The sequence below is a fragment of the Stenotrophomonas sp. T8 genome, assembly GCF_051853085.1.
Classification (GTDB): Bacteria; Pseudomonadota; Gammaproteobacteria; order Xanthomonadales; family Xanthomonadaceae; genus Stenotrophomonas; species Stenotrophomonas sepilia.
Map to the genome: position 1 here is coordinate 1,653,513 of NZ_CP195329.1, position 24,891 is coordinate 1,678,403.

Consider the following 24,891-nt stretch of genomic DNA (forward strand, 5'->3'; position numbering starts at 1 on the left):
CTGCAGGGCTGGACGCTGGCGCGTGCCGCTGGCACGCTTGCCCGTTCTTCACGCCCCGCGCTGGACCGTCATGACCGATTCCCGCATTGCCTCGCTGCAGCAGGCCTGTCCCGGCCTGAAGCTGAAGACCGACCCGGCCGACCTGGAGCATTACGGGCGCGACTGGACCCGGCGCTGGACGCCGGCGCCGCTGGCGATCGCACTGCCGGCCACGGTCGAGGAGGTACAGGCGGTGATGCGCTGGAGTGCCGCCGAGGGCGTGGCGGTGGTGCCGTCGGGCGGCCGCACCGGCCTCTCGGGTGGCGCGGTGGCGGCCAACGGCGAGCTGGTGCTCAGCCTGGAGAGGATGAACAGGGCGCTGGACTACGACGCGGTCGATCGCACCCTGGTGGTGCAGGCCGGCATGCCGCTGGAGGCCGTGCACAACGCCGCGCTGGACCACGGCCTGATCTACCCGGTGGATTTCGCCGCGCGCGGCTCGTGCACGATCGGCGGCAACATTGCCACCAATGCCGGCGGCATCCGCGTGATCCGCTACGGCAACACCCGCGAGTGGATCGCCGGGCTGAAGGTGGTCACCGCCAGTGGCGAACTGCTCGAGCTCAACAAGGGCCTGATCAAGAACTCCAGCGGCTATGACTTCCGCCAGCTGCTGATTGGTTCGGAAGGTACGTTGGGGGTGATCGTCGAGGCGACGGTGAAGCTGACCGATCCGCCGCCGGCCAGCAACGTGATGCTGCTGGCCGTACCCAGCTTCGAAGTGCTGATGCAGGTGTTCGCCGCGTTCCGCGCGCGCCTGCAGCTGCAGGCCTTCGAGTTCTTCACCGACCGCGCGCTGGAACATGTGCTGGCGCACGGCGCGCAGGCGCCGTTCGACGAGGTGCACCCGTACTACGTGGTCACCGAGTTCGCCGCCAACGACGAAGCGCAGGAAGCGGCGGCGATGGCGGCCTTCGAGGACTGCATGGGCAACGGCTGGGTCAGCGACGGGGTGATCAGTGCCAGCGACGCCCAGGCCGCCCAGTTGTGGCGCCTGCGCGAAGGCATCACCGAATCGCTGGCGCGCTACAAACCCTACAAGAACGACGTCTCGGTACGGATCTCGGCGATGCCGGCGTTCCTGGCAGAGACCCAGGCGCTGATCGGGCAAGCCTACCCGCACTTCGACGTGGTCTGGTTCGGCCACATCGGCGACGGCAACCTGCATATCAACGTGCTCAAGCCCGACGACACCAGTGACGCCGATTTCGTGGCGCAGTGCGAGCACGTCACCAAGCTGCTGGCGCAGGTGCTGGCGCGTTTCGATGGCAGCATCTCGGCCGAGCATGGCATCGGCCTGGTCAAGAAGGGCTACCTGGACAGCACCCGCGGCCCGGCCGAAATCGCGCTGATGAAGGCGGTCAAACGCGCGTTCGATCCCCAAGCGCGGCTGAATCCCGGCAAGCTGTTTGACGCCTGAGCCGGGCAAATCCTTCACGCACCCGTTACGCTCCACCCATCCTCACAACCGGCTTCGAACCGATGACCCGTCCGCTTCTGCTGCTCGCCCTGCTGTCCCTGCCGCTGGCCGGCTTTGCTTCCAGCTTCGCCGGCACCTCGGCCGGTTCTGCCACCGGTGCTTCCTCCGGCTCCTCGGGCAGCAGCTCGGGTGACGACAAGGTGGTGCTGGCCGCGCGCGACGATGCCGCTGCGTTCGTTGCCAGCGACGGCCAGATCCGTGGCGCCCGCCTGCAGGCCGCACTGGCCCACCTGCGTGAGCAGAGCGCCGCCGCGCAGCAGCAGAGCGACCTGGAACTGGCCCGCACACTGCTGGCGCGTTGATCCGGCCTTCGGGTAGTGCCGGCCGTTGGCCGGCAATTCCATGACATCTGCACGGAACGCCGCCACGCTTGGCGTGGCTCTACTGCTGACCGCCCACGTCGCGTCTGCAGCTGATCGCCTGCAGCTTGATCCGTCCGGTCTCGATCCGGCGCAGCAGCGGCTCGCCAGCCAGACCCTGGCCGACGTGCAGTCACTATTGCCGGACGGCCTGCTGGCTGCGTTGCCGGCGCAGGTACGGGTGCGCTGGACGGATGACCTGCCGGCCGATGTGCATGGCCGCACCTTCGCTGGCCGTATCGCGTTGCGCCGGAGTCTGCTGGGCGACAGTGCGCCGGGCGCCCGGCGCGCACGCCGCAGCGCGCTGGTACACGAACTGACGCACGTCGCCGACCGTGGCGGTGCGAACTGGTCGCAGAGCATGCGATGGCGTGACCTCGCGGGTTGGCAGCGCAAGCCCTGGCATCTCGGCCGTGGCGACAACGACTTCCGTGACCGCAGCCCCGATGCGTATGAACTGAAGGACCCGGCCGAGTACCTGGCAGTGAACGCCGAGCATTTCGTGCTCGACAGCGAGTTCGCCTGCCGGCGCCCGGCACTGGCGCGGTGGTACCAGGCCCATTTCGGAACCCCGCCATCGCTGCCGCAGTCGCACTGCGCGACCGCGTTGCCCTTGCTGCAGGCCGAATCGGAAGAGGGGGCGGCATCGCTGCTGCAGCTCGACCCCGCGCGTGTCTACGCCGTGGATTACCTGTTCGCCGAAGGCAGCGCGCAGCCGATGAGCCGCTGGGGCCACAGCATGCTGCGATTGGTGATCTGCAGGCCCGGGCGCGCACCGGGGCCGGACTGCAGGCTGGATCTCGAACACCACCGCGTGCTGTCCTTCCGCGCGTTCGTGGGCGACGTGCAGATATCCAACTGGCGCGGCTTGACCGGCGGCTACCCGTCGCGGCTGTTCGTGCTGCCGCTGCAGCAGGTGGTGGACGAGTACACCAAGGTCGAACTGCGCGGCCTGCAGTCGCTGCCATTGCGGCTGCAGCGCGATGAGATCGCCAGCCTGCTCGAGCGCACCGCCCAGGTGCACTGGAGCTATGACGGGCGCTATTACTTCGTCAGCAACAACTGTGCGGTGGAGACCGCCAAGCTGCTGCAGGCCGGAGTGCCGCGGCTGGGCGAGGCCGGGCTGGCCCAGCTGAGTCCGCGTGGTCTCAAGCGCCGGCTGGCGCGGCTGGGCATGCTCGACGAGCGGGTACTCACGGACCGCAACGCCGCGCAGGCACAGGGCTATTACTTCGCTTCCGCGCGCGACCACTATCAGCAGTTGTTCACAGTGGCAGCGACCCAGCTGAGCTTGCCCGCGCGCGATGTGCGCGGCTGGTTGAAGCTGCCGGCAGAACAACGGGCACCGTGGCTGCTGAAGGGCGACCTGCGCGCCAGTGCCGGCCTGCTGTTGCTGGAACAGGCCGCACAGCGGCGTGCCGAGCTGCGGGCACGCGATGTGCTCAAGCGGCAGCTGCTGGCTGCTGCCAACAGCGCGGAAACCCGCAGCCTGCGCGGCCTGCTGGCGCAGAGTGGGCAGTGGTTGCGCCCGGGGACGCTGCTGCAGGACGGCGGCTATGGGTTGCCGCTGGGCGACGAGCAGGTACTGCTGTCTGCGGCCGTGGCCACTGCCAGTGCGCACGCGGTACCGGCATGGCAGGCATTGCGTGTGCAGCTTCGCCAGCAGTTGCCGGCGCAGCAGCGTGAGGAAATGGATGCGATCGACGCCAATCTGGCCGCGCTGGGAGCACACCTGCGCACGCAGGCCGCTGGTCCGGCTACTGGCGCGGCAGTTCGATGACGAAACGGCTGCCGCCGCAGCTGCCGGGCGTGCAGTAAGCATGGCCACCATGTGCATCGGCGATGGCCTTGACCACCGCCAGGCCGAGCCCGCTGCCACCGCCCTGGCGCGAACGTGAGCCGTCGGCGCGCATGAACGGAGTGAAGATGTCGGCATGCAGTCCGGGATCGATGCCCGGGCCTTCATCCTCGATGGCCACCTGCACATGGCCCGGCGTGTCATGCACGGCGATCCGCACCTTGCCTGGGCTGGCATAGCGACGCGCGTTTTCCAGCAGCGCCAGCAGCGCCTGGCGCAGGCGCGTGGGATCACAGTGCGCGTTGTGTTCCTCGCGGCTGGTTTCCAGTTCCAGCACGAAGCCCGCAGCGCGGAACTGCGGGTCGACCAGCGTCATCACCGAATGCACCTCGGCCACCACGTCGGTGCGTGCGCGACGCACGTCCAGCCGCGCATTGTCGGACAGGCTCAGCACGCGCAGATCTTCGATCAGTCGCGACAGCCCTTCGACCTGGGCGAGCAGGCTGCGGAACTGCGACTCGTCCGGCTGGAACACGCCCTCGGCCAGTCCCTGCAGGCGGCCGCGCAGGATCGTCACCGGAGTACGCAGCTCATGTGCGATGGCCGCATGCCACATCGCGCGCTCGCTCTCCATGTGCTGCAGGCGGCGCGCCATCGCATTGAAGTCCTCAACCAGGGTTGCCACTTCGCCCGGAGAATTCTCCTCGACGCTGGCGCGCGCCCCAAGGTCACCGCTGGCGAGCGCACGCACGCTGTCCACCAGCGAATTCAACGGCGACAGGATGCGGTGGGCGAGGCGGAACGAGGCGGCGATGGCCAGCGCCAGGCCGGTCAGGATCACGCCCACCATCCATGCCAGCTCCGGCCCGGTCGGCAGCCAGCTTTCCGGCTCTTCGGTACTTCCGGGGAAGAACTCGACCAGCACCGCGTACAGCAGCCACGACGACAGGATCATCATCACGATGACGCCGATCACCATCAGCGACATCGAGACGATGATGTGGCGGCTGAGCCCGGAACGGCGCAGTCGGGCCATCAGCGGTCAGCCATCAACCGGTAGCCGACGCCGCGCACACTGGCCGGAACATTGACCATGCCCACTTCGTCCAGCTTGCGGCGCAGCTTGCTGACATGGCTGTCGACAGTGCGCTCCAGCGCTTCGCTTTCCGGCAGGCATTCGTGCATCAGCTCGCTGCGGCTGAAGATGCGGGTCGGTGCCAGCGCCATGCAGTGCAGCAGCTTGAACTCGGTGAGCGTGAGCAGCACTTCGTGACTATAGCCTTCGCCCTCCACGTGCACGGCGTGGGTGGCCGAGTCGATCAGCAGCGGGCCGACGCGCAGCGCAGTGGGCGCGTCCACGCGCGAGGCGCGCAGCGTACGCCGCAGCACCGCGCGCACGCGCGCCGCCACCTCGGCCGGGTTGAACGGCTTGACCACGTAGTCGTCGGCACCCATGCGCAGCGCGGTCAGCTTGTCCAGGTCCTGGTCCAGCGCGGTCAGCATGATCACCGGCGTCTCACCACGCTGGCGCAGCTGGGTCAGCACGCTCCAGCCATCCAGGCGTGGCAGCTGTACATCGAGCAGGACCAGGTCAGGACGGGCGCTGCGATGCAGGTCCAGTGCGCTATGGCCATCGGCCGCGCGCAGCGTGCGCAGTCCTTCCCGTTCCAGGTAGGCGCTGAGAATATCGGCGATCTCGGCCTCATCCTCGACGATCAGGACCAGGGCGGCGAGGGCGGGGGAGGCATGCATGCAGGGGCGGGGCCGTAAGGTGCTTGCCTCCATCGTATCTCCACAGTTCCTCCATCGAAACCCCATCATTGCCACGCACACTGCGCGCTTCAGAACCTATCCGCCGCCTGCGCGGCATTGTGCACAGCAATGAGAACCTTCAGGACTCCGGTCGCGTTGATCGCGGCCCTCGCCCTGGCCATGACGGCCTGCTCAACCCCCGAAGCCACTCCCGAAGCCGCACCGCGTGTCAGCGTGGTCACCGTCGGCCCGCAGGTGGTACAGCGCGATGACGAACTGCCCGGCCGCGTGGCTGCCGTGCGCACCGCACAGATCCGTGCCCAGGTGAGCGGCATCGTGCAGCGCCGCCTGTTCGACCAGGGGGCCGAAGTGAGCGCCGGCCAGGCCCTGTTCCAGATCGATCCGGCGGCGTTCCGTGCAGATGTTGATTCGGCACTGGCAGCCCTTCAGCGCAGCGAAGCGGCGCTGGGCCGCAGCCGCGTGCAGTCGCAGCGCCTGCATGCACTGGCCGCCGCACAGGCCGTCAGCCAGCAGCATCGCGACGATGCCAGTGCCGAGTACGAACAGGCCCGTGCCGCGGTGAACGAAGCGCGCGCGATCCTGGCCCGTCGCCAGCTTGACCTGCGCTATGCCACGGTCAGCGCGCCGATTGCCGGCCGCATCGACCAGGCGCTGGTGACCGAAGGCGCACTGGTGGGCGTGGCCGATGCCGAGCCGATGGCAGTGGTGCAGCAGATCGACCAGGTCTACGTCGATGTGCGCCAACCGGCGGCGCAGCTGGAGTCTCTGCAGCGCAGTGCCGCCGGTGGCGGCGAGCTGCCGGTGACGATCATCGGTGCCAGCGGCAAGCCACTGCCCGAACGCGGCCAACTGCTGTTCTCCGGCATCAATGTCGATGCGCGAACCGGTGATGTCATCCTGCGCATCCTGGTCGACAACCCGCAGCGACAGCTGCTGCCCGGCATGTACGTGCGCGCGAGGGTGCCACGTGGCGCGCCGGCCAGTGCATTGACCGTGCCACAGCAGGCGGTGCTGCGCAGCGCCGGTGGCCAGGCCTATGCCTGGGTGATCGGCGCCGACGGCAAGGCGGTGATCCGCACGCTGGAAGTGGACGGCAGTGTCGATCGCCAGTGGCTGGTGCGCACGGGCCTGAAGGCCGGCGAGAAGGTGGTGGTCGAGGGCCAGGAGCGCCTGCAGGAAGGCGTGGTGGTCGATGCGCGCGACTGGCAGATGCCGGTCGCCAGCGCCGGTGCAGTGCAGACCGGCAGCAAGGGCTGAGCCTGTTCCGGGCCGGTCCCTCCAGGAAAATCCAACATGGCACGTTTCTTCATCGATCGCCCGGTGTTCGCCTGGGTGCTGGCGATTTTCATCATCCTGGCCGGCGTGCTGGCGATCCCGCAGCTGGCGGTGGAGCGCTATCCAGCAGTCGCCCCGCCCAGCGTTAGCATCTATGCCAGCTACCCGGGTGCCAGCCCGCAGACGCTGAATGATGCCGTGGTTGGCCTGATCGAGCGCGAGCTGTCCAGCGTCAAGCACCTGCTGTACTTCGAGTCGTCGGTGGACACGTCCGGCGAAGCGTCGATCACTGCCACCTTCAAGCCCGGCACCAATCCGGAGCTGGCGCAGGTGGACGTGCAGAACCGGATCAAGGCGATCGAACCACGGCTGCCGCGCAGCGTGCGCCAGAATGGCCTGTTCGTGGAGGCCGCTGATTCCGGCTTCCTGATGCTGGTCGGCCTGCGTTCGCCCGATGCCAGCGTCAGCGAGGCCGCGCTGGGCGATTTCATGGCGCGCAACATCATCGAAGAGCTGCGCCGTATCGATGGCGTCGGCCGCGTGCAGTTGTTCGGTGCCGAGCAGGCGATGCGCGTGTGGCTGGACCCGACCCGGTTGACCGGCTACGGCTTGACCATGGGCGATGTGGCCGCCGCCATCGAGCAGCAGAACCTGGAGATTTCGCCAGGACGCATTGGTGATTCGCCGGGTGTTCCAGGCCAGCGCATCACCGTGCCGCTCAGTGCCGACGGCCAGTTGTCCACGCCGGAACAGTTCGCGGCGATCGTACTGCGTGCCGGCGCCGACGGTTCACGGGTGGTGCTGGGTGATGTCGCCCGCGTCGAGCTGGGCGCGCAGAGCTATGCCTGGGGCACCCGCGAGGACGGCCATCCAGCCACTGCGGCCGGCGTGCAGCTGCGCCCGGGCGCGAACGCGGTGCGTACCGCTGCGGCGGTGCGTGAGCGCATGGCTGAGCTGGCGCCGCTGCTGCCGCGCGGGGTGGAAGCGAGCATCCCGTTCGACACCGCGCCGTTCGTGAAGATCTCGATCCAGAAGGTAGTGCAGACCCTGCTGGAGGCGATGCTGCTGGTGTTCGCGGTGATGTACCTGTTCCTGCAGAACTGGCGTTACACGCTGATCCCGGCGCTGGTCGCACCGATCGCGCTGCTGGGTACGTTCGCGGTGATGCTGGCGCTGGGCTTCTCGATCAACGTGCTGACCATGTTCGGCATGGTGCTGGCCATCGGCATCATCGTCGACGACGCGATCGTGGTGGTCGAGGGCGTGGAACGGATCATGGCCGAGGAGGGCCTGCCGCCGCGCGAGGCCACCATCAAGGCGATGCGTGAACTGACCGGCGCAGTGATCGGCATTACCCTGGTGCTGACCGCGGTGTTCATCCCGATGGCGTTCGCCAGCGGTTCGGTGGGCGCGATCTACCGTCAGTTCACCGTGGCGATGGCGGTGTCGATCCTGTTCTCGGCGCTGCTGGCCCTGAGCCTGACGCCGGCGCTGTGCGCGACCCTGCTGCGCCAGGCCAACCACGGCCATCACGGTCGCGGCGGGCTGTTCGGCGCCTTCAACCGGGGCTTCGAGCGGATGACCGGGCATTACCAGCGTGGTGTGGCGACGGTGCTGCAGCGGAGCGGGCGGGTGATGGGCGTGTTCGCCGCACTGGTGGCGGCGTTGCTGCTGGGCCTGCACTGGCTGCCGGGCGCATTCCTGCCGGAAGAAGACCAGGGCTATTTCATGACCTCGATCCAGCTGCCGGCCGAGGCGACGGCCGAGCGTACGCTGGCCGTGGTCGAAGCCTACGAACGGCACGTGGCCTCGCGTCCGGGCATCGGCTCCAACCAGTCGATCCTCGGCTACAGCTTTTCCGGTTCCGGCCCGAGTGCGGCGCTGACCTACACCATGCTGAAGGACTGGGGTGAGCGCGCAGGCGCAACCGCGGCCGGTGAGGTGGAGGCCGCGCAGCAGGCGATGGCCACGATTGCCGAGGGCGAGGTGATGAGCGTGATGCCGCCGGCCATCGACAGCCTGGGACGTTCGTCCGGCTTCTCGCTGGCGCTGCAGGCGCGCACCGGGCAGGGCCAGGCCGAACTGCGCGCGGCCCTGCAGCAGCTGCTGAAGCTGGCCGAAGCCAGCCCGCTGCTGTCGGAGGTGCATGCCGATGGCCTGCCGGCCGGCACCAGCGTGCGGCTGGACATCGACCGGGCCAAGGCCGAGGCAATGGGCGTGGGCTTCGAGCAGATCAGCAGCACGCTGTCGGCAGCCATGGGCTCGCAGTACGTCAACGACTTCCCCAACAAGGGACGGCTGCAGCAGGTGATCCTGCAGGCCGATGCGCCGCACCGGATGGAGCTGGAAGACGTGCTGAAGCTGTACGTGCGCAACAGCGAGGGCGGCATGGTGGCGTTGTCCGAGCTGGTCACCCCGCACTGGACCGAAGCGCCGTTGCAGCTTCAGCGCTATCTTGGCTTCCCGGCGCTGAACCTGTCCGGCGCCCCGGCCTCTGGCGTGTCGACCGGCCAGGCCATGGCGGAGATGGAGCGGTTGGCCGAAAAGCTGCCGTCCGGTTTTGCCCTGCAGTGGACCAGCCAGTCGCTGCAGGAGCGTGAGTCGGGGGCGCAGGCGCCGTGGCTGCTGTTGTTGTCGATGCTGGTGGTGTTCCTGGTGCTTGCCGCGCTGTACGAGAGCTGGTCGATTCCGTTGGCGGTGCTGCTGGTGGTGCCACTGGGCCTGCTTGGCGCGGTCGCCGCGGTGCTGTTGCGCGGCATGCCCAACGACGTGTTCTTCAAGGTCGGCATGATCACCGTGATCGGGCTGTCGGCGAAGAACGCGATCCTCATCGTCGAATTCGCGCGCCAGCTGCAGCAGCAGGGGCGCGGTCTGGTTGAAGCAGCGCTGGAGGCGGCGCGGCTGCGCCTGCGCCCGATCGTGATGACCTCGCTGGCGTTCGCGCTGGGCGTGGTGCCGCTAATGCTGGCGCAGGGCGCGTCGAAGGAAACCCAGCAGGCGATTGGAACCGGTGTGTTCGGCGGCATGGTCAGTGCGACCGTGCTGGCGGTGTTCTTCGTGCCGGTCTTCTATGTAGTGGTGCAGGGCGCGCGGCAGTGGATCGCGCAGCGCCTGCGCAGACGCCGGCCGATGCCGGGAGGAACCGTGGATGGAACGGAACATCGTTGAAGATCTGCATGAGCAGCAGTTATTGGCGCTGGAGCAGCGCCTGTGCGCAGCGCTGCTGGAGAACAATCACGATGCGTTGAACGCGCTGGTATCGCCAGCCTTGTTCATGATGGACGGCCACGGTGGCCGCATGCTCGATCTGCCGTGGCTGGGTGATTGGTTGGCGGGTAGCCTGCAGGTGCGAGGCCTGCAGCTGCACGCCGTTGAAACGCTGCTGTGTGGTCGGCTGGCACTGCTGTCCAGCAACGTGCGGATGTCGGTCTGGCAGCAGGGCCGCGAGCGCGAACTGAAGCTGCGCCTGTTGCGGGTCTGGACCTGCAGTTCCGGCGGCAGTGGCGCGCAACTGCTGTCGATGGCGGTGCTGGCCGCATGAGTGCGGTCAGGCCGTTTTCAGGCCCCGCTCACCGCGAGGTGGTAGGGTCGAGCATTCCTGTAGTGTCGACAAGGAGTCGAGCCATGCGTGTAGTTCCCAGTCTGTTGGCAGCGTCCCTGGGGTTGGTCCTGGCCGCGTGCCAGCCGGCCCAGGCACCCGCGGCGGGCAGCAATGACGCCTCGCCTGCCACGCTGCAGCCGAGCGCCAACACGGAAGGTGGCAGCGAGACCGCCTACCAGTGTGGTGATCTGAGTGTGGGCGCGACCTTCAATGGCGAGGATGCTGCCACGCTGGTGATCGGCGAGCGTCGCTTCGCCATGACCTCCGAGCGCGCGGCATCCGGCGCCAAGTACAGCGATGGCCTTGGCAACAGCTTCTGGACCAAGGGCAGCGATGATGGCCTGCTGAGCCTGAAGGGCGAGCCGGATCGCGAGTGCCATGCGGTGGAAGCCACCGAAGGCGATGGCAGCGCCGGCAATGCCGCGTTCCGTGCCACCGGCAATGAACCTGGATGGCTAGCAGTCGTCGATGGCGATATGCCGGGCCTGCAGGTGGAAGTTGACTACGGCGAGCGCCGCTTTGACGTGGCCAGGCCCACCCAGGGCGCTGATGGATGGAGCGGCAAGGCGTCCGACGGCACCGACGTCAAGCTCAGCTTCCAGCGCACCACCTGCCAGGATGACATGAGCGGCGAGGCATTAGAGGCCAAGGCGATGCTGACTGTCGGTACCCGCCAGTACCATGGCTGCGGCAACTTCGGTGCGAAACAGCCGTAAGTTTCCTGTAGAGCCGAGCCCACGCTCGGCTGCAGCACCTGTCCAACCCACCGCAGCCGAGCGCGGACTCGGCTCTACACAACTGCTGTCAGCGATGCGCCGCTTGCTGCCTGCGGCGAACTTGCCGCAGGCAGCGATCGGCAGACGATCGGCGCAGGGTGCTTAGTCGGCACGGCCGGCGAATTCGCCGGTGGCGGTGTTCACCAGCACGCGCTCGCCGTTGACGATGTACTCCGGCACCATGATCTCGATGCCGGTGTTGAGCTTGGCCGGCTTCGGGCGCTTGGTGGCGGTGCCACCCTTCAGTTCCGGCGGCGTCTCGATCACTTCCAGCACCACGGAGGCCGGCAGCTGGATCGCCACCGGCTGCTCGTCGATCACCTGCACGTAGATGCCGGTCAGGCCGTCGGTGATGTAACCGGCGTCGTCGCCGATCACGTCCGCGTCCAGGGTGTACGGGGTGTAGTCCTCGTCATCGAGGAACACGAAGGCATCGCCGTCCTTGTACGAATAGGTGGACTGGCGGCGCAGCAGTTCGACCTCGACCAGGTTGTCGTCGGCATCGAAGCTGGCGTCGAGCTTGTTGCCGCCCGGCACGCTGTACATGATGAAGCGGAAGCGGACGTTGCCGCCGCGACCCTGCGGCGAGCTGCGCTCGATGTCGCGGATCTGGTACACGCCGTTGTTGTACTCGACGACGTTGCCCTTCTTGATGTCGTTGGCTTTCATGGTGATCTAGGTCGTTGGGGGAGGGCGCCGTCCCGGCGCCCGGGGGAATCACTTCGGAGCGAGGCGGGTAGCGCCGTCCAGGCGGATGGTCTCGCCGTTGAGGTAGGTGTTGCCAAGGATGAAGCCGACCAGGCTGGCGAAGTCTTCCGGCTTGCCCAGGCGCGACGGGAACGGGATCGAGGCAGCCAGCGACTGCTGCACGGCTTCGGGCATGCCATCGACCATCGGCGTCCAGAACACGCCCGGGGCGATGGTATTGACGCGGATCCCGAAGCGCGACAGTTCGCGTGCCATCGGCAGCGTCATCGACACCACGCCGCCCTTGCTGGCGGCATAGGCGGCCTGGCCGATCTGGCCTTCATAGGCGGCGATGCTGGCGGTGTTGATGATCACCCCGCGCTCGCCATCGATGCCGGCCTCGTTGTGCTGCATGCGGTTGGCCGCGGCCTTGGCGACATTGAAGCTGCCGACCAGATTGACCATCACCGTGCCCTGGAAGCCGGCCAGCGGCATCGGGCCGTCCTTGCCCAGCACGCGGCCGGCGCCGAGGATGCCGGCGCAGTTCATTGCCACGTTCAGGCCGCCGAGGAAATCGTGGGCCTGGTCGATGGCCGCAGCCACGGCGGCCTCATCGCTGACGTTGACGTTGAAATAGCGGGCGTTGTCGGCACCCAGCCCGGCAACGGCGGTCGCACCCTTGTCGTCGTTGAGATCGAACAGGGCCACCTTGCCGCCCTGGGCGACGAGGTGCTGGGCCACGGCCAGGCCGAGGCCGGAGACGCCACCAGTGATCACGGCACGTACGGAAGACAGCTGCATTGAACGGTCCTGCAGGTTCGAGAACCGCCGATTCTAACGGAAGCCGCGACCGTCGCTGTTGTGCACTGCGCCGCCGCAGCAGGGCGGCGCAGTGCGGCGGTCAACCTGCGGCGGCCAGCGCCTGCCCGGTGCGGCTGGCGGTGGCGCGACCGAGCAGGCCGGCCAGCCAGCGGCCGGTCTCGGCCAGTGCCGGCAGGTCCACGCCGCTGTCCAGGCCCAGGCCCTGCAGCAGGTAGACCACGTCTTCGCTGGCCACATTGCCGCTGGCGCCCTTCGCATACGGGCAGCCACCGGCGCCGGAGACGGCACTGTCGACCACGCGCACGCCTTCTTCCAGGCAGGTGGCGATGTTGGCGATGGCCTGGCCGTAGGTGTCGTGGAAGTGCACGGCCAGTGCCGTCATCGGAATCTCGGCCGCCACCGCCTGCAGCATCGCCCGTGCCTTGCGCGGGGTGCCGACGCCGATGGTGTCGCCCAGCGAGATTTCGTAACAGCCCATCTGGTGCAGCGCGCGCGCCACGCGCACCACGTCGGCCAGCGGCACCTCGCCCTGGTAGGGGCAGCCGAGCACGGTGGAGACGTAGCCGCGCACGCGCACGCCATCGGCGGCGGCGCGGCGCAGGATGGGCTCGAACCGGGCGAGCGACTCGTCGATGCCGGCATTGGTATTGGTGCGGTTGAACGCCTCGGACGCGGCAGTGAACACCGCCACCTCCTCGACGCCGACCGCACGGGCGCGGTCGTAGCCCTTTTCGTTCGGTACCAGCACCGGGTAGTGGACACCCGGCCTGCGCTGGATGCCGGCATAGACCTCGGCGGCGTCGGCCAGTTGCGGGATCCACTTCGGGCTGACGAAGCTGGTCGCCTCGATGCTGCGCAGGCCGGTGGCCGACAGGCGGTTGATCAGTTCGATCTTGTCGGCGGTGGACACCGACTGCTTTTCGTTCTGCAGGCCGTCACGCGGGCCGACCTCGACGATGCGGACGTAATCGCTCATGCGGCTGCCCCATCGGCGGGGCGGTGGCAGACCGCTTCGATGTTGTTGCCGTCCGGGTCGAGCACGAAGGCCGCGTAGTAATCCGGGTGATACCACGGGCGCAGGCCCGGCGCGCCGTTGTCGCGGCCGCCGGCGGCGAGCGCGGCGGCATGGAAGGCATCCACCTGCGCACGGCTGGCGCAGGCGAAGGCCACGTGTACGCCGTGACTGGCGGTGCCGCCATTGCCGAGCCAGAAGAACGGCTTGCCGTCGCTGCCGAAGCCGACGTGGTCGTGGTCGCCGGTCTGTTCGGCGGTCACTTCCATCACCACGCCGATCTGCAGCGGCGCCAGTGCCTGCAGGAAGAAGGTCCTGCTGCGCGCCAGGTCGGCGCTGGTCAAACCAAGATGATCGAGCATGTTCAGGCTTCCGTGACCCAGTGGGGGGCGCGCTTGTCGAGGAAGGCGCCCAGGCCTTCCTGGCCCTCGGCGGAGACCCGCAGGCGCGCGATCAGGGCCGCATTATCGCGATCCAGTGCGTCGCGGTCATGGCTGTCGCGGACCTGCCGCACCAGCTGCTTGGCGGTGGACGAGGCGATCGGGCCGGCCTTGTCGAGCAGGGCCAGCTGGCGTTCCAGCGCCTCGTCCAGGCGCTCGGGTTCGACCAGTTGATGGACCAGGCCGATGCGCAGCGCGGTGTCGGCATCGAAGTGCTCGCCGGTGGCGAACCAGCGACGGGCCTGGCGCGGGCCGATGGCCTCGATCACGTAGGGCGAGATGACGGCGGGCAGCAGGCCCAGGCGGCTTTCGGTCAGGCCGAAGCGGGCCGCGGTGCTGGCGATGGCAATGTCGCAGCAGGCAACCAGGCCGACGCCGCCACCGAAGGCCGCGCCGTGGACCCGGGCCAGGGTCGGCTTGGGCAGCTCGTCCAGGGTGCGCATCAGCCGCGCCAGGGCAAGCGAGTCCTCGCGGTTGTCGGCCTCGCTGGCCGCGGCCATGCCACGCATCCACTGCATGTCGGCACCGGCCGAGAAGGAAGCGCCGTGACCGGCGACCACCACGGCCCGGACCGAATCATCGCCGCCGCCGGCTTCCAGTGCGGCAGTCAGCCGGGCGATCAGGCTGGCGTCAAAGGCGTTGTGCAGCTCCGGCCGGTTCAGCCAGAGGGTGAGGACAGCGCCACGGCGCTCGATCTGCAAAGCATCGTTCATGGGATTCCAGGGTCACTCCATACCTGTATGGATCATAGCGGGCCATTGGTCATGGGCCATGACGCGACGCGGGAATGTTAGAATCGAGAACCATTTACATCCAGCAGAGAACACGCTAGATGACGCTGTCCGAACTGCCGCTGCACACCTCGGCCGTGGTCGAGTCCGTGCAGGACCTGCATGCCAACGATGCCATTGCCCGCCGCCTGCGCGAGCTGGGTTTCGTGAATGGCGAGGAAGTACGCCTGGTGGCCAAGGGCCCGGTGGGGGGCGAGCCGCTGCTGGTGCAGGTCGGGTTCACCCGGTTCGCGCTGCGGATCAGTGAAGCCAAGCGCGTCGTGGTCGACGCCGTCAGTCAGGAACGACGCGCATGACCGCCATTGTCTCCGCCTCACCGCTGCGCATCGCGCTGGTCGGCAACCCCAACAGCGGCAAGACCGCGCTGTTCAACCAGCTGACCGGCAGCCGGCAGAAGGTCGCCAACTACACCGGCGTCACCGTCGAGCGCAAGGAAGGCCGCCTGCGTGCGCCGTCCGGCCGCGAATTCGCCGTGCTCGACCTGCCGGGCGCCTACAGCCTGCATCCGGCCAGCCTGGACGAGGCGATTACCCGTGACCTGTGCCGGGGCTTCTACCCGGGCGAAGCTGCGCCGGACGTGCTGCTGTGCGTGATCGACGCCACCAACCTGCGCCTGCACCTGCGCTTCGCGCTGGAGCTGCGTGAGCTGGGCAAGCCGATGGTGGTCGCCCTGAACATGGTCGATGCGGCCCAGCGCCGTGGCATCCAGGTGGACGTGGCCGCGCTGGAGCGCGAGCTGGGCGTACCGGTGGTGGAGACCGTGGCGGTGCGCAAGCAGGGTGCCAAGGCCCTGGTCGAGCGCCTCGATGCGATGGTGCCGCACCTGGATGCGCCGGTGCCGGGCCCGGAAGGTGGCATCGATTACCACGGCAAGGTGCGCGAGATCCTGTCGGTCGCCGTGCGGATGCCGGCGCGGACCGCGAAGATCGACGACGCGCTGGACCGCTGGCTGCTGCACCCGGTGTTCGGGCTGATCAGCCTTGCAGTGGTGATGTTCCTGATCTTCCAGGCGGTGTACGCCTGGGCGACGCCGTTGATGGATGGCATCGAGGCTGGCTTCGCCTGGCTCGGTGCTCTCGTTGGCAGCGTGTTGCCGGAGGGCCCCCTGGCCAGCCTGCTGACCGACGGCATCATCGCCGGCGTCGGTGGCGTGGTGGTGTTCCTGCCGCAGATCCTGATCCTGTTCTTCTTCATCCTGGTGCTGGAGGAATCCGGCTACCTGCCACGTGCGGCGTTCCTGCTCGACCGCATGATGGCCGCCGCCGGCCTGTCCGGCCGCTCATTCATCCCGCTGCTGTCCAGCTTCGCCTGCGCGGTGCCGGGCATCATGTCCACGCGCAGCATCCAGGACCCGCGTGACCGCCTGGCCACCATCCTGGTCGCACCGCTGATGACCTGCTCGGCGCGCCTGCCGGTGTACGCCCTGCTGATCGGTGCATTCATTCCGCAGAAGACGGTGTGGGGGGTATTCAACCAGCAGGGCCTGGTCCTGTTCGGCCTGTACGCCGCCGGCATCCTCAGTGCGCTGGCGATGTCGTGGATCATGAAGAAGTGGCGCCGCGACAAGAGCGAGCATCCGCTGATGCTGGAGCTGCCGTCGTACCGCCTGCCACATGTGCGTGACCTGGCGGTGGGCCTGTATGAGCGCGGCATGATCTTCCTCAAGCGTGTCGGCGGCATCATCCTGGCGCTGACCATCCTGCTGTGGGTGCTGCTGTCGTTCCCGGCGGCCCCGGCCGATGCCACGATGCCGGCCATCGACTACAGCTACGCCGGCCGGATCGGCCATGCGATGGCGGTGTTCTTCGCACCGCTGGGCTTCAACTGGCAGATCTGCATCGCGCTGATCCCGGGCCTGGCCGCGCGTGAGGTGGCGGTATCTTCGCTGGCCACCGTGTATGCGCTGTCGGCCGCCGATGACGATGCCGCCAGCCAGGCGCTGACCCCGTTGATCAGCGATGGCTGGTCGCTGGCCACGGCCCTGTCGCTGCTGGTCTGGTACATCTACGCCCCGATGTGCATCTCGACGCTGGCGACCATCAAACGCGAGACCAACTCGTGGAAGCAGATGGGCTTTGCCGCGTTCTACCTGTTTGCCGCGGCTTACGTGGCCGCGCTGATCACCTATCAGGTGACCAAGGCGCTGGGAGGCGGCTGATGGATACCGGGCTGCTGATCCAGTACCTGATCATCGCGGTGGCCGTGCTGGTCAGTGCCTGGGTGGTACTGAAGAAGCAGTTCCCGGGTACCGTGCGCACGCTGCGCGGGGCCTTGGCGCTGGCCCTGCTGAAGCCGGGTCGCGCGGCCTGGCTGCAGGCGCTGGGGCGGAAGATCGCGCCGCCGGCCAGCGGTGGTGGCGGTGCCTGTGGGGGGTGCGACAGCTGCGGGCCGACCAAGAAGTAGCGTCCAGCCATGCTCGACCGCGGCTGTCCGGAGGTCGCGAACTTTCGACCCGCACGCTTTCCAGGGTTCAGACCTCTCTGCGGATGATCGCGCGGAAGTTCCCGTCCTGATTCAATCGCCGCACCGATTCGCGGTTTCCATGGGCTGCTGCGAAACCCGCCACGTCGGCCAGGGCATCGAGCAGCAGGGCCTTCAACGCGTCGCGGTTGCCGGCCTCCAGCAGATCTTCAAGGTCCTGCTGGATGAAGGTCCGGCGCAGGCCTGGCGTTTCTTCGATCCGCCAGTCGACATGGGGCGTGGGAATGCTGGAGCGGTACCGGAAAGCCGTTTCAAGATCGTCAGGCGCGAGGGGATACGCGAGCAGCTCTGGAAAGTAGAGTCCAGCATTCACATAGAAGCCCCGGCTTTCGCTGGCGCGCTGGTGATTAACGACAAGCAGGGCGGCATCCAGCAAGCGGTAGCGCGTGGTCGACGTCCCGGCATAACCGGTCTTCCTGGCGCATTTGCTGAAGACGGTCGAGGATTTCATGGGTTTTGCCCGGGCTGAGGGAAGGGCCACAGACTTGAAGGGGAGCGTTGCCGCGTCCAGTGGCAAACCCGTCACCGCAGGGGCAAGCAGCATCGCAGCGATGGCGCTTGCCGGAGCGGGCGTGCTGCCGCTAGCCTGCAGGCATGAACCAGACTCCCCTGCGATTGCTCATTCACGGTGCCTCCGGGCGCATGGGCCAAGCCCTGCTGCGGCTGGCCGCCGAACATTCCGAAACCCTGCAGATCGTGGCCGCCGTGACCGGTCGCGCGCCGGCCCAGCGCGTAGTCGACGGCGTGCCGTTCTTCGCGGCCAGCGAACTGCCCGGTGCGCCGGTGTTCGACGTGGCCATTGACTTCAGCCTGCCGGAGGGCTTCGACCCGCTGCTGGCGCTGTGCGTGGATCGCGGGGCAGGACTGGTGTCGGGTACCACCGGCATTTCCAGCACGCAGCGCCAGGCGTTGGATGCGGCAGCGGCGAAGATCCCGCTGGTATGGGCCTCGAACTTCAGCCTGGGCGTGGCCGTACTGGACGAACTGGTGGAGCGCGCGGCGCAGGCGCTGGCCGGCTGGGACTGCGACATCGTCGAATTGCACCACACCCAGAAGAAGGACGCGCCATCGGGCACTGCACTGACCCTGGGCGCGGCCGCCCAGCGGGGCGGGGCGGAGCCGCATTACGCCAGCCTGCGCGCCGGCGACATCGTCGGCGAGCACCTGGTGCAGTTCACCGGGCTGGGCGAGCGCATCGAGCTGGTACACCGGGCCACCAACCGCGACATCTTCGCCCGCGGCGCCCTGTTCGCCGCCCGCCAGCTGCAGGGCCGGGCCCCGGGCAGCTACCGGGTGCGGGACCTGCTGGCGTAAGGCGGTAGTGCCGGCCGCTGGCCGGCAACATTGGGTGACGGGAGCCAATGGGGTTGCCGGCCAGCGGCCGGCACTACCGGGTGGCGGGTGCCGCATACCCGGCCGGATCGAAATGAATGCGCAATCGCCTGTTCATGAAGCGCGATAACCGCTGGCGCGAGCGCCCCGGCAGCGCTACAATTCGCACTCGCCGAATCACGAAAGCCGGACCGGTCCCAGACCGTACGTCCGCGCTTTTTTGCAACCGGATTTCCGTGAAGCGCAGGCGTGACTTCGGCAGCCCCCTCGGTAGCCAAAGTGAGATTCCCGTGACCCAAGCCGCAATCCTCGTCCTCGAAGACGGCACCGTATTCGAGGGCGAATCCGTAGGCGCGCCCGGCCTGTCCGTCGGTGAAGTGGTGTTCAACACCGCCATGACCGGCTATCAGGAAGTGTTGACCGACCCGTCCTACGCCCGGCAGATGGTCACGCTGACCTATCCGCATATCGGCAACACCGGCATGACCGACCAGGACGATGAAGCGTCCAAGGTGTGGTCGGCCGGCCTGATCGTGCGCGACGTTCCGCGCCGTCCCAGCAACTGGCGCAGCCAGGTGTCGCTGCAGGACTGGCTGATCCAGCGTGGCGTGGTCGCCATCGCCGGCATCGACACCCGCAAGCTGACCCGCATCCTGCGCGAGAAGGGCGCGCAGAACGGTGCGCTGATGGCCGGCGACATCGACGTGGAAAAGGCACTGGAAGCCGCCCGCAAGTTCCCGGGGCTGAAGGGCATGGATCTGGCCAAGGTCGTCACTACCGAGAAGACCTACACCTGGACCGAGGGCCAGCTGGACCTGGATGCCAACGCCTTCGTCAGCGTGCCGGCCCGGTTCAAGGTCGTGGCCTACGACTTCGGCGTGAAGACCAACATCCTGCGCATGCTGGCCGAGCGCGGCTGCGAAGTGACCGTGGTGCCGGCGCAGACCCCGGCCGCCGAGGTGCTGGCACTGAAGCCGGACGGCGTGTTCCTGTCCAACGGCCCAGGTGACCCGGAGCCGTGCGACTACGCCATCGAAGCGATCAAGACCTTCATCGACGTGAAGGTCCCGACCTTCGGCATCTGCCTGGGCCACCAGCTGCTCGGCCTGGCCTCGGGCGCGCAGACCATGAAGATGGGCCACGGCCACCACGGTGCCAACCACCCGGTGCAGGACCTGGACAGCGGCCGGGTGATGATCACCTCGCAGAACCACGGTTTCGCGATCGATGAAGCAACCCTGCCGCCGACCCTGCGCGTGACCCACCGTTCGCTGTTCGACGGCACCAACCAGGGCGTCGCCCGCACCGACGTGCCGGCGTTCTCGTTCCAGGGCCACCCGGAAGCATCGCCGGGCCCGCACGACGTCGGTCCGCTGTTCGACCGTTTCGTGGCGCTGATGGAGCAGGCCAAGGCGTGATCAGTACGCCGCCGGCCCCCCGGTGGCGTCGCGATGGACCGTAAACCCCGCATCGCTGCTGCCACTGGCGCGGCGCTGCGGATCAAGATTCCTGATCGACAGCGTGCGATCACTCCCCCTTGTCACGCTGTACTGACTTAGAGAAGAAAATGCCCAAGCGCACTGACCTCAAGACCATCCTCATCATCGGTGCTGGCCCGATCGTCATCGGCCAGGCCTGCGAGTTCGACTACTCCGGTGCCCAGGCCTGCAAGGCCCTGCGTGACGAGGGTTACCGCGTGGTGCTGGTCAACAGCAACCCGGCCACGATCATGACCGACCCGGAGATGGCCGACGCCGTCTACATCGAGCCGATCAACTGGCAGACGGTCGAGAAGATCATCGCCAAGGAAAAGCCCGATGCGCTGCTGCCGACCATGGGTGGCCAGACCGCGCTGAACTGCGCGCTGGACCTGGCCGACAACGGCGTGCTGGAGAAGTACAACGTCGAGCTGATCGGCGCCAAGCGCGAAGCGATCCGCATGGCCGAAGACCGCGAGCTGTTCCGCGTGGCCATGGGTGAGATCGGCCTGGAGTGCCCGACCGCCGCCGTCGCCCACACCCTGGACGAAGCGCTGGAAATCCAGACCCGCGTCGGCTATCCGACCATCATCCGCCCCAGCTTCACCCTGGGCGGCAGCGGTGGCGGCATCGCCTACAACCGCGAAGAGCTGGTCGAGATCGTCAGCCGCGGCCTGGAGCTGTCGCCGACCACCGAAGTGCTGGTGGAAGAGTCGGTGCTGGGCTGGAAGGAATTCGAGATGGAAGTGGTCCGCGATACCGCGGACAACTGCATCATCGTCTGCTCGATCGAGAACCTGGATCCGATGGGCGTGCACACCGGTGACTCGATCACCGTGGCGCCGGCGCAGACCCTGACCGACAAGGAGTATCAGCGCCTGCGCGATGCCTCCATCGCCGTGCTGCGCAAGATCGGCGTCGACACCGGCGGCTCGAACGTGCAGTTCGGCATCAACCCGAAGACCGGCCGCGTGGTCGTCATCGAGATGAACCCGCGTGTGTCGCGTTCCTCGGCGCTGGCCTCCAAGGCCACCGGCTTCCCGATCGCCAAGGTCGCCGCCAAGCTGGCCGTGGGTTACACCCTGGACGAACTGAAGAACGAAATCACCGGTGGCCTGACCCCGGCCTCGTTCGAGCCGTCGATCGACTACGTCGTCACCAAGATCCCGCGCTTCGCCTTCGAGAAGTTCCCGGCCGCCGATGCCCGCTTGACCACCCAGATGAAGTCGGTGGGCGAGGTGATGGCGATGGGCCGCACCTTCCAGGAGTCGGTGCAGAAGGCCCTGCGTGGCCTGGAAACCGGCAAGGTCGGCTTCGACCCGACCGGTCTGGACCTGGGCAACGAAGACGACCTGCAGACCCTGCGTCGCGAGCTGAAGGCGCCGGGCCCGGAGCGCCTGTTCTATGTGGCCGATGCGTTCCGCGCCGGCATGAGCGTGGAAGAGATCTATGCACTGTCATTCATCGATCACTGGTTCCTGGACCAGATCGAGGAAATCATCGCGGCGGAAGGCGAAGTCGCCGCCGGTGGCATCGACGCACTGGACGCTGCACGCCTGCGCAAGCTGAAGCGCGCTGGCTTCTCCGACGCGCGCCTGGCGCAGCTGACCGGCACCAACGAAGCCGCCATCCGCGCGCTGCGTCGTGCGCACAAGGTGCGCCCGGTCTACAAGCGCGTGGACTCCTGTGCCGGTGAATTCTCCACCGGTACCGCCTACCTGTACTCGACCTACGAGGACGAGTGCGAGGCCGCGCCGAGCAACCGCGACAAGATCATGATCCTGGGCGGTGGCCCGAACCGCATCGGCCAGGGCATCGAGTTCGACTACTGCTGCGTGCACGCGGCGTTGGCGCTGCGCGAGGATGGCTATGAAACCATCATGGTCAACTGCAACCCGGAAACCGTGTCGACCGACTACGACACCTCCGACCGCCTGTACTTCGAGCCGCTGACCCTGGAAGACGTGCTGGAGATCGTCGAACTGGAACAGCCGAAGGGCGTGATCGTGCAGTACGGCGGCCAGACCCCGCTGAAGCTGGCGCGCGCGCTGGAAGCCAACGGCGTGCCGGTGATCGGCACCAGCCCGGACTCGATCGACCTGGCCGAAGACCGCGAGCGCTTCCAGCAGCTGGTCGACACGCTGGGGCTGAAGCAGCCGCCGAACCGCATCGCCCGCAATGATCAGGAAGCCCTGCTGCTGGCCCGCGAGATCGGCTACCCGCTGGTGGTGCGCCCGAGCTACGTGCTGGGCGGCCGTGCCATGGAAATCGTCTACGGCGAAGCCGACCTGGCCCGCTACGTGCGCGACGCGGTGAAGGTGTCCAACGATTCGCCGGTGCTGCTGGACCGCTTCCTCGACAACGCCGTGGAGTGCGACGTCGACATCATCGCCGACAAGGATGGCAACGTCCTGATCGGTGGCGTGATGGAGCACATCGAAGAAGCCGGCGTGCACTCGGGCGATTCCTCCTGCTCGCTGCCGCCGTACTCGCTGTCGGCTGAAACCCAGGCCGAACTGCGCCGCCAGGTGGTGGAGCTGGCCAAGGCCCTGAACGTGGTCGGCCTGATGAACACCCAGTTCGCGATCCAGACCAGCGACGAAGGTGCCGACACCATCTACCTGCTGGAAGTGAACCCGCGTGCCTCGCGCACCGTGCCGTTCGTGTCCAAGGCCACCGGCATGCCGCTGGCCAAGATCGCCGCCCGCTGCATGGCTGGCAAGACGCTGGCCGAGCAGGGCGCGACCAAGGAAATCGTGCCGGACTACTACTCGGTGAAGGAAGCGATCTTCCCGTTCGCCAAGTTCCAGGGCGTCGACCCGATCCTCGGGCCGGAGATGCGCTCCACCGGTGAGGTGATGGGCGTGGGCCGCAGCTTCAACGCCGCCTTCGCGCGTGCGCAGGAAGCCGGCGGCATCAAGGCACCGCCGGTCGGCAAGGCCTTCGTTTCGGTCCGCGATCCGGACAAGAAGCGCGTGCTGCCGGTGGCCAAGGCGCTGCTGGCGCGTGGCTACAGTCTGGTCGCGACGCGTGGCACCGCCGCGTGGCTGCAGCAGCACGGCATGGACTGCGAGATCATCAACAAGGTGGTCGAAGGCCGTCCGCACATCGTCGACTCGATCAAGAACGGCGAGATCGTCTACATCGTCAACACGACCGAAGGTCGTTCGGCGATCAACGACTCGTTCTCGATCCGTCGCGAGGCGCTGCAGCATCGCGTCACCTACTCGACCACCATTGCCGGCGCCAAGGCGCTGGTGGATTCACTGGAATTCCGCGGCACCGGCCCCGTCTGGTCGCTGCAGGAGCTGCACAAGGAGTTGAATGCATGAGAGCCCCCATCACGATGAAGGGCGCGCAGAAGCTGCGCGACGAACTGGATCACCTGAAGTCGGTCAAGCGCCCGAAGGTGATCGCGGCCATCGCCGAAGCACGTGAGCATGGCGACCTGAAGGAGAACGCCGAGTACCACGCCGCGCGCGAGGAACAGGGCTTCATCGAAGGCCGCATCAAGCAGCTCGAAGGCGAGCTGTCGCACGCCGAGATCATCGACGTGAGCAAGCTCAATGCCGGCTCCAAGGTGGTGTTCGGTGCCAGCGTGACCCTGGCCGACGTGGAAACCGACGAAGAGAAGAAGTACCAGATCGTTGGTGACCTGGAGGCGGACATCAAGCAGGGCCTGATCGCGATTTCCTCGCCGGTGGCGCGCGCGATGATCGGCAAGCTGGAAGGTGATTCGATCGTGATCGACGCCCCGGCCGGCCAACGCGAGTACGAGATCGTCAGCGTCAGCTACGTGGACTGACCCGGTGGCAACGGCGACCCTGCTGTTGCCGGCACGCAGCCGCTTTGCCGCGGCTGCGCTGCCGGACGATGTGGCACGCGCGCTCGGTCGTGCCACGACGGTGCAGGTCGTCCCGGGCGAGCGCGCGCAGCTGACACGCCATTTCTCGGTTGCCGCGCCGCACTGGCCGGTGGCCGCGTTGACCCGCCAGCGCGACGTCGGCGATGCCGCCGGCGCCAGCTGGCTGCGTGCCGATCCGGCCTGCATGGTGCCGGACATGCACGGCGCGCGGATGATGGCCTACGGCGAAACACTGCGGCCGACGCTGGCCGACAGCCTCGCCCTGCTGCCAGTGCTGCAGCCGCTGTTTGCCGATGCCGGCTTCGTGCTCGACGCACCCGATCCCTCGCGCTGGTACCTGCGCCTGCCGATCGACCTGGCCCTGCCGGACTTCGACAGTCCGGAAGAGGTGCTCGGGGATGACCTGTTCTCGCACCTGCCGGAAGGCGAGGGCGGCCGCCGCTGGCGGGCGCTGATGACCGAGGCGCAGGTACTGCTGCACAACCATTCCTGGAACCAGCAGCGCGCCGCGCAAGGACAACAGCCGATCAATTCGCTGTGGTTCTGGGGCGGTGGCGTGATGCCGGTATCGGTCAGCACGCCGCACGCACAGGTGCGCAGCCGCGATGCCCTGCTGCAGGGCCTGGCCCTGGCGGCCGGTGTGGCCGTGGATGGCGAACAAGCGGTGGATGCACTCGTTGATCTGCGCCAGCTGCGTTCGCTGCAGCAGCTCGGCAACGATGCGATCCGGCCGCTGCTGGCCGCGCTCAAGCGTGGCGAACTGCAGCGGCTGGTACTGGACTTCGAGGATGGCCTGCAGTTCCAGCTGGACCGTGGCCAGCGCTGGCAGTTCTGGAAGAAGCCGCGCCAGCTTCACGACTGACCGGGGTCGGATCCGTTCTC

Annotated in this window: 23 protein-coding genes; 15 read left to right on the forward strand and 8 right to left on the reverse strand. The window is 67.6% G+C overall.

Annotation, left to right across the window (positions count from 1 at the left end):
- Nucleotides 1-70 precede the first annotated feature (70 nt).
- The 3 genes from ACSDHM_RS07860 (at nucleotide 71) to ACSDHM_RS07870 (ending at nucleotide 3,658) form a co-directional block, all read left to right on the forward strand.
- Nucleotides 71-1,459: an FAD-binding oxidoreductase gene (locus ACSDHM_RS07860; protein WP_005416357.1), complete on the forward strand. Its 1,389-nt coding sequence runs from the start codon at nucleotides 71-73 to the stop codon at nucleotides 1,457-1,459.
- A 62-nt stretch (nucleotides 1,460-1,521) separates the two neighbouring features.
- Nucleotides 1,522-1,821, forward strand: coding sequence for a DUF2388 domain-containing protein (locus ACSDHM_RS07865; protein WP_065196996.1), 300 nt, complete (start codon nucleotides 1,522-1,524; stop codon nucleotides 1,819-1,821).
- 40 nt (nucleotides 1,822-1,861) lie between these two features.
- Nucleotides 1,862-3,658, forward strand: coding sequence for a DUF7844 domain-containing protein (locus ACSDHM_RS07870; protein WP_072169006.1), 1,797 nt, complete (start codon nucleotides 1,862-1,864; stop codon nucleotides 3,656-3,658).
- On the opposite strand, the gene ACSDHM_RS07875 is transcribed toward ACSDHM_RS07870, so the two are convergent.
- Both ACSDHM_RS07875 and ACSDHM_RS07880 read right to left on the reverse strand, forming a co-directional pair.
- Nucleotides 3,636-4,712 (reverse strand): ATP-binding protein, encoded by a 1,077-nt coding sequence (locus tag ACSDHM_RS07875; RefSeq protein ID WP_072169005.1) that lies wholly within the window; start codon nucleotides 4,710-4,712, stop codon nucleotides 3,636-3,638. The genes ACSDHM_RS07870 and ACSDHM_RS07875 overlap by 23 nt on opposite strands.
- Entirely contained in the window at nucleotides 4,712-5,428 is a 717-nt protein-coding gene (locus ACSDHM_RS07880; protein WP_005416361.1) for a response regulator, read from the reverse strand. The genes ACSDHM_RS07875 and ACSDHM_RS07880 overlap by 1 nt, the downstream gene beginning before the upstream one ends.
- A 129-nt stretch (nucleotides 5,429-5,557) precedes the next feature.
- Here ACSDHM_RS07880 and ACSDHM_RS07885 point away from each other — a divergent pair, with 129 nt between their 5' ends.
- From ACSDHM_RS07885 to ACSDHM_RS07900, 4 genes are all read left to right on the forward strand, one after another.
- A complete protein-coding gene (locus ACSDHM_RS07885; RefSeq protein WP_227837224.1) occupies nucleotides 5,558-6,706 on the forward strand; it encodes an efflux RND transporter periplasmic adaptor subunit in 1,149 nt (382 codons plus the stop codon).
- 36 nt (nucleotides 6,707-6,742) lie between these two features.
- Nucleotides 6,743-9,892: a multidrug efflux RND transporter permease subunit gene (locus ACSDHM_RS07890; RefSeq protein ID WP_227837226.1), complete on the forward strand. Its 3,150-nt coding sequence runs from the start codon at nucleotides 6,743-6,745 to the stop codon at nucleotides 9,890-9,892.
- Entirely contained in the window at nucleotides 9,873-10,265 is a 393-nt protein-coding gene (locus ACSDHM_RS07895) for a nuclear transport factor 2 family protein (RefSeq protein ID WP_069138645.1), read from the forward strand. The genes ACSDHM_RS07890 and ACSDHM_RS07895 overlap by 20 nt, the downstream gene beginning before the upstream one ends.
- A gap of 83 nt (nucleotides 10,266-10,348) precedes the next feature.
- Nucleotides 10,349-11,041, forward strand: coding sequence for a COG3650 family protein (locus tag ACSDHM_RS07900; protein ID WP_088497770.1), 693 nt, complete (start codon nucleotides 10,349-10,351; stop codon nucleotides 11,039-11,041).
- A gap of 162 nt (nucleotides 11,042-11,203) precedes the next feature.
- Here ACSDHM_RS07900 and yeiP read toward each other — a convergent pair whose 3' ends face one another.
- From yeiP to ACSDHM_RS07925, 5 genes are all read right to left on the reverse strand, one after another.
- Nucleotides 11,204-11,770: an elongation factor P-like protein YeiP gene (yeiP, locus tag ACSDHM_RS07905; protein ID WP_005409468.1), complete on the reverse strand. Its 567-nt coding sequence runs from the start codon at nucleotides 11,768-11,770 to the stop codon at nucleotides 11,204-11,206.
- A 48-nt stretch (nucleotides 11,771-11,818) separates the two neighbouring features.
- Entirely contained in the window at nucleotides 11,819-12,589 is a 771-nt protein-coding gene (locus tag ACSDHM_RS07910; RefSeq protein WP_065196763.1) for an SDR family oxidoreductase, read from the reverse strand.
- 100 nt (nucleotides 12,590-12,689) lie between these two features.
- Entirely contained in the window at nucleotides 12,690-13,586 is an 897-nt protein-coding gene (locus ACSDHM_RS07915) for a hydroxymethylglutaryl-CoA lyase (protein ID WP_227837228.1), read from the reverse strand.
- Nucleotides 13,583-13,984 (reverse strand): VOC family protein, encoded by a 402-nt coding sequence (locus ACSDHM_RS07920; RefSeq protein ID WP_072169000.1) that lies wholly within the window; start codon nucleotides 13,982-13,984, stop codon nucleotides 13,583-13,585. The genes ACSDHM_RS07915 and ACSDHM_RS07920 overlap by 4 nt, the downstream gene beginning before the upstream one ends.
- Before the next feature lie 2 nt (nucleotides 13,985-13,986).
- A complete protein-coding gene (locus ACSDHM_RS07925) occupies nucleotides 13,987-14,775 on the reverse strand; it encodes an enoyl-CoA hydratase/isomerase family protein (RefSeq protein ID WP_188241348.1) in 789 nt (262 codons plus the stop codon).
- 119 nt (nucleotides 14,776-14,894) lie between these two features.
- Here ACSDHM_RS07925 and ACSDHM_RS07930 point away from each other — a divergent pair, with 119 nt between their 5' ends.
- Genes ACSDHM_RS07930 through ACSDHM_RS07940 form a run of 3 tightly spaced genes read left to right on the forward strand, consistent with a single transcriptional unit; the run spans nucleotide 14,895 to nucleotide 17,256 of the window.
- Nucleotides 14,895-15,149, forward strand: a complete 255-nt coding sequence (locus ACSDHM_RS07930) for a FeoA family protein (RefSeq protein ID WP_049464336.1) — start codon at nucleotides 14,895-14,897, stop codon at nucleotides 15,147-15,149.
- Nucleotides 15,146-17,011 carry a ferrous iron transporter B gene (feoB, locus tag ACSDHM_RS07935; protein ID WP_072168999.1) on the forward strand — a complete coding sequence of 622 codons (1,866 nt, stop codon included), beginning with the start codon at nucleotides 15,146-15,148 and terminating at the stop codon, nucleotides 17,009-17,011. Before ACSDHM_RS07930 ends, feoB begins: the two co-directional genes overlap by 4 nt.
- Nucleotides 17,011-17,256 (forward strand): DUF6587 family protein, encoded by a 246-nt coding sequence (locus tag ACSDHM_RS07940; RefSeq protein ID WP_065177612.1) that lies wholly within the window; start codon nucleotides 17,011-17,013, stop codon nucleotides 17,254-17,256. Before feoB ends, ACSDHM_RS07940 begins: the two co-directional genes overlap by 1 nt.
- A 67-nt stretch (nucleotides 17,257-17,323) precedes the next feature.
- Here ACSDHM_RS07940 and ACSDHM_RS07945 read toward each other — a convergent pair whose 3' ends face one another.
- The gene (locus tag ACSDHM_RS07945; protein ID WP_072168998.1) at nucleotides 17,324-17,785 is read right to left on the reverse strand and encodes a DUF4304 domain-containing protein; all 462 of its coding nucleotides are present in this window, start codon (nucleotides 17,783-17,785) and stop codon (nucleotides 17,324-17,326) included.
- 143 nt (nucleotides 17,786-17,928) lie between these two features.
- Between ACSDHM_RS07945 and dapB the strand changes: the two genes are divergently transcribed.
- From dapB to ACSDHM_RS07970, 5 genes are all read left to right on the forward strand, one after another.
- Nucleotides 17,929-18,648, forward strand: coding sequence for a 4-hydroxy-tetrahydrodipicolinate reductase (gene dapB, locus ACSDHM_RS07950; protein ID WP_072168997.1), 720 nt, complete (start codon nucleotides 17,929-17,931; stop codon nucleotides 18,646-18,648).
- Nucleotides 18,649-18,956: 308 nt separating this feature from the next.
- Nucleotides 18,957-20,084, forward strand: a complete 1,128-nt coding sequence (carA, locus tag ACSDHM_RS07955; RefSeq protein WP_072168996.1) for a glutamine-hydrolyzing carbamoyl-phosphate synthase small subunit — start codon at nucleotides 18,957-18,959, stop codon at nucleotides 20,082-20,084.
- A gap of 149 nt (nucleotides 20,085-20,233) precedes the next feature.
- Nucleotides 20,234-23,476 carry a carbamoyl-phosphate synthase large subunit gene (gene carB / locus ACSDHM_RS07960; RefSeq protein WP_188241349.1) on the forward strand — a complete coding sequence of 1,081 codons (3,243 nt, stop codon included), beginning with the start codon at nucleotides 20,234-20,236 and terminating at the stop codon, nucleotides 23,474-23,476.
- The gene (gene greA, locus ACSDHM_RS07965) at nucleotides 23,473-23,949 is read left to right on the forward strand and encodes a transcription elongation factor GreA (RefSeq protein ID WP_005409483.1); all 477 of its coding nucleotides are present in this window, start codon (nucleotides 23,473-23,475) and stop codon (nucleotides 23,947-23,949) included. The genes carB and greA overlap by 4 nt, the downstream gene beginning before the upstream one ends.
- 4 nt (nucleotides 23,950-23,953) lie before the next feature.
- Nucleotides 23,954-24,871 (forward strand): phosphoglycerate mutase, encoded by a 918-nt coding sequence (locus ACSDHM_RS07970; protein WP_088497767.1) that lies wholly within the window; start codon nucleotides 23,954-23,956, stop codon nucleotides 24,869-24,871.
- Nucleotides 24,872-24,891: the final 20 nt, after the last annotated feature.

Excerpts from the sequence above, each read along its gene's own strand:
- greA (WP_005409483.1), top strand. The coding sequence starts at position 23,473 with ATGAGAGCCCCCATCACGATGAAGGGCGCGCAGAAGCTGCGCGACGAA.
- ACSDHM_RS07910 (WP_065196763.1), bottom strand. The coding sequence starts at position 12,589 with ATGCAGCTGTCTTCCGTACGTGCCGTGATCACTGGTGGCGTCTCCGGC.
- ACSDHM_RS07930 (WP_049464336.1), top strand. The coding sequence starts at position 14,895 with ATGACGCTGTCCGAACTGCCGCTGCACACCTCGGCCGTGGTCGAGTCC.
- ACSDHM_RS07920 (WP_072169000.1), bottom strand. The coding sequence starts at position 13,984 with ATGCTCGATCATCTTGGTTTGACCAGCGCCGACCTGGCGCGCAGCAGG.
- ACSDHM_RS07870 (WP_072169006.1), top strand. The coding sequence starts at position 1,862 with ATGACATCTGCACGGAACGCCGCCACGCTTGGCGTGGCTCTACTGCTG.
- ACSDHM_RS07895 (WP_069138645.1), top strand. The coding sequence starts at position 9,873 with ATGGAACGGAACATCGTTGAAGATCTGCATGAGCAGCAGTTATTGGCG.
- ACSDHM_RS07875 (WP_072169005.1), bottom strand. The coding sequence starts at position 4,712 with ATGGCCCGACTGCGCCGTTCCGGGCTCAGCCGCCACATCATCGTCTCG.
- ACSDHM_RS07860 (WP_005416357.1), top strand. The coding sequence starts at position 71 with ATGACCGATTCCCGCATTGCCTCGCTGCAGCAGGCCTGTCCCGGCCTG.
- ACSDHM_RS07915 (WP_227837228.1), bottom strand. The coding sequence starts at position 13,586 with ATGAGCGATTACGTCCGCATCGTCGAGGTCGGCCCGCGTGACGGCCTG.
- ACSDHM_RS07865 (WP_065196996.1), top strand. The coding sequence starts at position 1,522 with ATGACCCGTCCGCTTCTGCTGCTCGCCCTGCTGTCCCTGCCGCTGGCC.
- ACSDHM_RS07925 (WP_188241348.1), bottom strand. The coding sequence starts at position 14,775 with ATGAACGATGCTTTGCAGATCGAGCGCCGTGGCGCTGTCCTCACCCTC.
- ACSDHM_RS07885 (WP_227837224.1), top strand. The coding sequence starts at position 5,558 with ATGAGAACCTTCAGGACTCCGGTCGCGTTGATCGCGGCCCTCGCCCTG.
- ACSDHM_RS07945 (WP_072168998.1), bottom strand. The coding sequence starts at position 17,785 with ATGAAATCCTCGACCGTCTTCAGCAAATGCGCCAGGAAGACCGGTTAT.
- ACSDHM_RS07880 (WP_005416361.1), bottom strand. The coding sequence starts at position 5,428 with ATGCATGCCTCCCCCGCCCTCGCCGCCCTGGTCCTGATCGTCGAGGAT.
- feoB (WP_072168999.1), top strand. The coding sequence starts at position 15,146 with ATGACCGCCATTGTCTCCGCCTCACCGCTGCGCATCGCGCTGGTCGGC.
- ACSDHM_RS07940 (WP_065177612.1), top strand. The coding sequence starts at position 17,011 with ATGGATACCGGGCTGCTGATCCAGTACCTGATCATCGCGGTGGCCGTG.
- dapB (WP_072168997.1), top strand. The coding sequence starts at position 17,929 with ATGAACCAGACTCCCCTGCGATTGCTCATTCACGGTGCCTCCGGGCGC.
- ACSDHM_RS07890 (WP_227837226.1), top strand. The coding sequence starts at position 6,743 with ATGGCACGTTTCTTCATCGATCGCCCGGTGTTCGCCTGGGTGCTGGCG.
- carB (WP_188241349.1), top strand. The coding sequence starts at position 20,234 with ATGCCCAAGCGCACTGACCTCAAGACCATCCTCATCATCGGTGCTGGC.
- ACSDHM_RS07900 (WP_088497770.1), top strand. The coding sequence starts at position 10,349 with ATGCGTGTAGTTCCCAGTCTGTTGGCAGCGTCCCTGGGGTTGGTCCTG.
- yeiP (WP_005409468.1), bottom strand. The coding sequence starts at position 11,770 with ATGAAAGCCAACGACATCAAGAAGGGCAACGTCGTCGAGTACAACAAC.